The organism is Streptomyces sp. AV19, from assembly GCF_015999245.1.
GTDB lineage: Bacteria > Actinomycetota > Actinomycetes > Streptomycetales > Streptomycetaceae > Streptomyces.
Window position 1 is genome coordinate 1 of record NZ_JAEAMR010000098.1, and the last position, 5,855, is coordinate 5,855.

At 70.2% G+C, this 5,855-nt stretch carries 5 protein-coding genes and 1 pseudogene; 4 read left to right on the forward strand and 2 right to left on the reverse strand.

Annotation, left to right across the window (positions count from 1 at the left end; translation table 11 throughout):
• The coding region (locus tag I5Q34_RS33745; RefSeq protein WP_199896313.1) for a beta-ketoacyl synthase N-terminal-like domain-containing protein at window positions 1–610 on the reverse strand (610 nt) is incomplete at its 3' end.
• Between the two features lie 256 nt (window positions 611–866).
• Here I5Q34_RS33745 and I5Q34_RS33750 point away from each other — a divergent pair.
• A pseudogene (locus I5Q34_RS33750) lies at window positions 867–1,754 on the forward strand (SDR family NAD(P)-dependent oxidoreductase); the annotation flags it as partial.
• A gap of 20 nt (window positions 1,755–1,774) precedes the next feature.
• Here I5Q34_RS33750 and I5Q34_RS33755 read toward each other — a convergent pair.
• Window positions 1,775–2,587 (reverse strand): SDR family oxidoreductase, encoded by an 813-nt coding sequence (locus tag I5Q34_RS33755; RefSeq protein WP_199896315.1) that lies wholly within the window; start codon window positions 2,585–2,587, stop codon window positions 1,775–1,777.
• Between the two features lie 597 nt (window positions 2,588–3,184).
• Here I5Q34_RS33755 and I5Q34_RS33760 point away from each other — a divergent pair.
• The 3 genes from I5Q34_RS33760 (at window position 3,185) to I5Q34_RS33770 (ending at window position 5,805) form a co-directional block, all read left to right on the forward strand.
• Window positions 3,185–3,769 (forward strand): hypothetical protein, encoded by a 585-nt coding sequence (locus I5Q34_RS33760; protein ID WP_199896316.1) that lies wholly within the window; start codon window positions 3,185–3,187, stop codon window positions 3,767–3,769.
• Window positions 3,770–3,824: 55 nt separating this feature from the next.
• Complete coding sequence (locus I5Q34_RS33765) at window positions 3,825–4,181, forward strand: hypothetical protein (RefSeq protein ID WP_199896317.1); 357 nt, start codon at window positions 3,825–3,827, stop codon at window positions 4,179–4,181.
• A 721-nt stretch (window positions 4,182–4,902) separates the two neighbouring features.
• A complete protein-coding gene (locus tag I5Q34_RS33770) occupies window positions 4,903–5,805 on the forward strand; it encodes a spirocyclase AveC family protein (RefSeq protein WP_277965441.1) in 903 nt (300 codons plus the stop codon).
• Window positions 5,806–5,855 lie beyond the last annotated feature (50 nt).

Consider the following 5,855-nt stretch of genomic DNA (forward strand, 5'->3'; position numbering starts at 1 on the left):
CCGTATCCACCGTCACCGCCGGCCCCTCAAAACCGAACGTGTACGAGACCCGCCCGGACAGCACACTCCCGGCATTCCCGTTGCCGAGATGCCCCTCCAGTTCCTCCGGGACATCGAGGAGACGTGCGGCGTAGTCCTGGTACATCACCCCGGCGAACACACCGGTGCTGCTGCCGCGCAACGACCGGGGTTCGATCCCCGACCGTTCCAGTGCCTCCCAGGACGCCTCCAGCATCAACCGCTGCTGCGGGTCCATCGCCAGCGCCTCACGCGGACCGATACCGAAGAATTCCGCGTCGAATTCGGCCGCGTCGTAGAGGAATCCGCCTTCTCGGGTGGACGAGGTCCCGGTGGTGTCGCCCGGGCCGAACAGCCGGTCGGCGTCCCAACCCCGGTCCATGGGGAAGTCCGACACCGCGTCCCGGCCCTCGGCGAGGAGGGCCCAGTACTCTTCCGGCGACCGGGCACCTCCCGGGAGACGGCACGCCATTCCCACGATGGCGATGGGTTCTTGTTCGCCGGATTCCACTTCCTCGAGTCGGCGGCGCACCTGGAGGAGATCGGCAGTGACCCGCCTGAGGTAGTTGCGAAGCTTTTCCTCGTTGGTCATTGAGGCATCTCCTTGGCGCTCCGGGAGGAGTAAGGGTTGAGGCGGCCGCAGGTCAGCGAGGAGCCTACAAACGGGAATTCCGCGCAGGAACCCCTGAGCACCCCACTGGTACGGCGATTCCGCGATGTCGGAGAACAAGGGTTCTCACAGCGCGTCCGGACCATGATCGTGCCTTTCACAGGCCAGTGGCGCGTTTGCCACATACACAGGGATCAGGAGGTGATCCGCGGTGAAAGGACGTGATGCCGTGGGGAATTCGCCGGGGAAACGGCAGAAGCCCCGGAGGCACGCGAAGGCCCATACGCCCCGAACGTACAAGGAGCGGTTTCGTGGACGGCTCGTTCTGATCACCGGTGCCGGCCGCGGCATCGGGCGCGCGACGACCCATGCCTTCGCCGCGGCGGGCGCTGAGGTGATCTGTGTGGACCGTGACGCGGGGGCGGCCGCGAGCACCGCGCGCCGGGCTCTCGCCCTCGGGGCCCGCGCGGCGTGGGCCGAGGCCGTCGACGTCTCCGACGCGAGCGCCATGGAGCGGCTCGGCGACCGGGTCGCCGGTTCCCGCGGCGCGGTCGACGTGCTGGTGAACAATGCCGGGGTCGGCATGTCGGGAAGGTTTCTCGACACGTCCCTCGACGACTGGCGGCGCACGCTGGACGTCAACCTCTGGGGGGTTGTGCATGGTTGCCGGTTCTTCGGGCGGCAGATGGCGGACCGCGGCCTCGGCGGGCACATCGTCACCATCGCGTCGGCCGCGGCGTTCCAGCCGTCCCGCATCCTTCCGGTCTACGCGACGAGCAAGGCGGCCGTGCTCATGCTGACCGAATGCCTGCGGGCGGAGTTCCGGGAGCACCGGGTCGGGGTGAGTGCGGTATGCCCGGGGTTCGTGAGCACGTCGTTCACCACGTCGATGCGCTTCGCAGGAGTGTCGGACGAGGGACAGGGGCGGCTGCGGGAGCGGTTCAGCCGTTCTCCGGGCGGGGGTGTCTACCCGCCCGAGAAGGTGGCGCGTGCCGTCCTGCGGGCGGTCGTCCGGGACAGGCCGGTGACGGTGGTCACGCCGGAGGCGCACATCGCACGTCTGCTGAGCCGTTTCGCACCGGGACTGAGCAGGATGGTGGCCCGCCTGGAGCATGCGCCGGACTGAGGGCCCACCTCTGCATTCCGCTACATTCCGCCCGGGGCCAGGCACATGCCGCCGCTGGCGTCGACGAGTTGCCCGGTGACCCAGCGCGCCTCGTCCGAGGCGAGGTACGACACCACCGCGGAGATGTCATCCGGGCGACCGAGTCGCCGTAGGGCCGTCATTTCGGAGATGGCCTCCTCGGCGCCGGGCGTCTCGTGCACCCAGTTGTTCATTTCCGTGTCGGTGATGCCGGGCGCGACCGTGTTCACGGTGATGCCGCGGGCGCCGAGTTGCTGGGCGAGGCGGGGCGCCATCATCTCAAGGGCCCCTTTGCTCATCGCGTAGGGCAGCAACGGCCAGGCAATGCGTGTGGCGACCGATGAGATGTTGATGATGCGCGCTCCGTCGGCGAGGAGAGGCAGAGCGCGCTGGGTGACGAAGAACGGTGCTCGCACGTTGAGGGCGAAGAGTTCGTCGAACTCCTCCGGAGTGACATCGGAGATGCCGGCCACAAAGCCGTCCCTCCGTGTGACGGTGGGGTCTTCGCGGTCGGACGCCACACCGGCATTGTTCACCAGGACGTCGAGCCGACCGCCGTCGAGTGCGGCTTCCAGGGCGCTGAAGAGCGCGTCGATGGCGCGGTCCGCCGTGAGGTCGGCGCCCAGGGCGAAGGCCCGGCCGCCGGCCGCCTCGATGGCTGCGACCGTCTCCTGTGCCGCCTCCCTCCGCTGCCGGTAGTGCACGGCCACCCGCATGCCGTCTGCGGCCAGGTGCCGGGCGATGGCCCTGCCGATGCCGGCCGAGGCCCCGGTCACCAGTGCTGTCCTGCGCGGTCGTTGTGTACGTTCCGTCATGGGGCGGGCCCTCTTCTCCGACTGATGGATGGGCCGGTTACGGCCCGGCCCCCGCTCGGCGGCGGACCGCGGGACGTCCGGATCTGCGAGCACCGTGTCAGACCGGAACGAGCGCCTGGAACCCCCGTGGGCCCATGCAGAACCGGGGGTCTTCCCCTGACAGGTCGGTCGTCCGGCGTCGGCGCGGTCCGGGCGGGGAACGATGGCCGGGCGGGCGTGACCGGTGGAACCGGCCGTCCGGGCCCAGTTGGTGCGCGCAGCCGTACCTCTGCCCCGCTCGGCGCATGCCCCCGGCGGCTTTGCGGCCGGTCCCTTTCGCCAGTCCGACATCGGATCCGAGAAAGTGAGTGCTCGATGACCCATTGCCACTGTGGTGACCACGGCCGAGTGCCGTCCGTGCCCGTGCCACCGGCCGGTACCGGTGCCCTCCCCGGTGACGGCGGCGGAAGCGGAGCGCCGAACCCGGCCGACGGCAACGGAACGCCGCTCGGGGCAGAATGTGCGGTCGGGGCCTCGCAAGCCCCCGCCGAGCGTGCCTTCAGCGCGGCGAGACGGGCGAGGGCCGTCGCGGCTGCGACACGCGCGGCCGCCGGGGAGGTGGGGGCTGACCCGGCGGCGGCCGGCACGGAGATCGCGACGGTCCTGGCGAGCGCGGCCGACGCCGCGGAAGCTGCGGCGTCCCGCGCGTGGGTGGCCGCCGAGGCGGTCCGGACTGCGGAGTCGGAATCCGCGGCCAGGGAGTCCGCTGCACGGGCGGCGGAGGAGTCCGCTGCCGCCGCCGTGGCAGGTGCTCAGGCGGGGCCGATCGCCACGGCTGCCGCGGCCGTGCGGGTCGAGGCGGCCGAGCAGGCGGCCGAGAACGCACGGACGATCGCTCTGCGCAGCCGGCAGGCGTCGGGCGAGGCCCAGGCCCTCGCCAACGCAGCTGCAGAGGCCGCGATCGCCGCCCGCGACGCGGCACAGGCGTCCCCGGCCGACATCACCGGCGGGGAACCGGAGTTGCGGGCGGGTGAGGCCGAGGCCGGGGCGACCGGGCTGGCCGCTGGGACGCCGTGGCTGGTTCGTCACCTCTCCTCGGTGAAATGCGCCGGGGAGCACGCCGGGAGTGCGGGCGAGGGCGGACTCGGGAACGGTTCCGGAGATCGCTCCCGGGGCCGTTCTCCCGAAGGCCCGCGCCCGTGACCGGTGGCCTGCCCGCCGGGCGAGTGCCCGGTCAGTGAAGAGCGAGGAGTCTTCCATGGGTGACGCAGACGCCCTGTCCGTCGGGGAGCTCGGACGCATCGTCGAGGCGATGCGGCGGGAGTTCCACGAAGGTTTGGCGGGGATCAACTCCCGGCTGGACCGGTTGGTCTCCTCCGATGTACACACCTTGCAGATGACCCACGCTGAGCAGTGCATCGCTGCCCTCGACCGGGACCTCCAGAAGGAGTGCGAGGCGCGCTCCGCTCTGAAGCGCCAGTTCGAGCGCTACCAACTCGCCGAGGTGGAGCGCCGGGAGGGGGATCGGAAGACGCGGCTCTACCAGGCCGTTGTTCCTTTGCTCATGGGGCTGGTGGCCGCCGCCGTGGCCGTCTGGGGAGCGGTCGTCGGATAACCAGCCGGCAGCCGCGACAGGATTCGGGGGCCCCTTGAATATTGGGAACCTCTCCCCTGGGTCCTGGACACTCCAGGCACTGGATCGTGACGGTCCAGGAGCACGGAAGTCCCGGTGGAGAAGCGTCCCCGGAAGGCCCTCATGACCCGGCCGACGAGCACGGCCGCCAGCAGTGCGGACAACGCACCCGACAAATCCTTCAACGCCGTTCGAAGGGAATTCGAAGGTAAGAGAGCCGGCCGGGCGCGGGCGGCAGGGTGACAAGTGGGGCCCGCACGCCCGCGGTCGGGGGACGACAGCCGGTCCGGCAGCCGTTTCTGATTCCTCCGGTTTTCCAGGCTGACGGTCTCCCGTGACACCCGGTACACCTGCCCTCTTTCGCTCACCGGGCCGCTTCGACGGGAGGTGTCCGGGGATTCCCGGACGGGCCCGCCATGATTCCGGCGCTGCCGTGCCGTTTTCCCCGGAACGGACGCCCGGAGCCACGGCGTTCCACCGGAATGCTCCCCGCCCTTCGGCCGGAGGGCGCTGGGGCCTACAGGGGTGGCGACCGCATTGCGTGCCGTCGTTAGATTCTGCCGACATTGCGCCCGGCCCTCCCCTCTCCATTTCCGTTTCCCCGCCCGATCGAAGAGGCTCCTGCGTGAACACATATGGCCCCCCAGGCGTCAGCCGTACGGACACCGCTGCTCGGACCGGTTTCCGCCGTTTCGCCGTGCCCGTGTCGGCGTGGTCCGCGCTCGGCGCCTTCCTGCTCGGGCTCGAGGCGTATGTCCTGACCTCCTGGGCCGTGGACGGCGGATATCGCCTGGCGAGCACCGGAGCGGCCGGGGAAGGGAGACCGGAACGAGTTGTCGACGTGGTGCTGCCTCTGGCATCGGTCGCCGGAACGCTTCTGCTGGGGGTGTTCCTCTTCCGGAGATGCCGTGCGAGGGGGCTGGACTTCGACGCGCTGCTCTTCGTGTCCCTGCTCCTGGCCTCCTGGCAGAGCCCCTTCCTCAATTGGGTGCACCCCGTTCTCGCCGCGAACACGAACGTCCTCGGAGCGGTTTCCTCGTGGGGCCCCTACATGCCCGGATGGCAGGGGGAGGGCGCGCACCGGGAGGCGGAGCTGCCGCTCGTGACCCTGAGCATCTCGCTGTCCGTCCTCCTGGCCACCGTGGGCTGTTCGGCGGTCATGCGGCTGATCGCCGACCGCAGGCCGGCTATGAACCGACTCCGCCTCGTTCTCACCGGTTTCCTGCTGGCCGTGCTCTTCGACGCGACGGAACCGCTGATCACCTTCATCGGCGTCACGGTGTGGACCCGGGCCGTTCCCGGGGCGACCCTGTGGAGCGCTCACTGGTACCAGTTCCCGCTCTATCAGATGTCGGCCTCCGGACTGTTCGTCGGTACGCTCAGCGCCCTGCGCCTCCTGCGGAACGCCGACGGGGAGACCTGGGTCGAGCACGGCGTGAGCGCGTTCCCGTCTGCCGTGCGACCCGTGATGCGGCTGCTGGCGGTCCTCGGCGCCACGAACGCGGCCCTCGTCCTCTACACCGGAGTTCACGTCCTGGTTTCCCTGGCCGACGGGAGTCCACCCGACTGCCTGCCCGCATACTTCCGTCCGCCAGCCTCCTACTAAGGGTTGTCCCGTAACTGCTGGTCACGGGTGAGATGATCTTGGTGTGGCTG

Excerpts from the sequence above, each read along its gene's own strand:
- I5Q34_RS33755 (WP_199896315.1), bottom strand. The coding sequence starts at position 2,587 with ATGACGGAACGTACACAACGACCGCGCAGGACAGCACTGGTGACCGGG.
- I5Q34_RS33765 (WP_199896317.1), top strand. The coding sequence starts at position 3,825 with ATGGGTGACGCAGACGCCCTGTCCGTCGGGGAGCTCGGACGCATCGTC.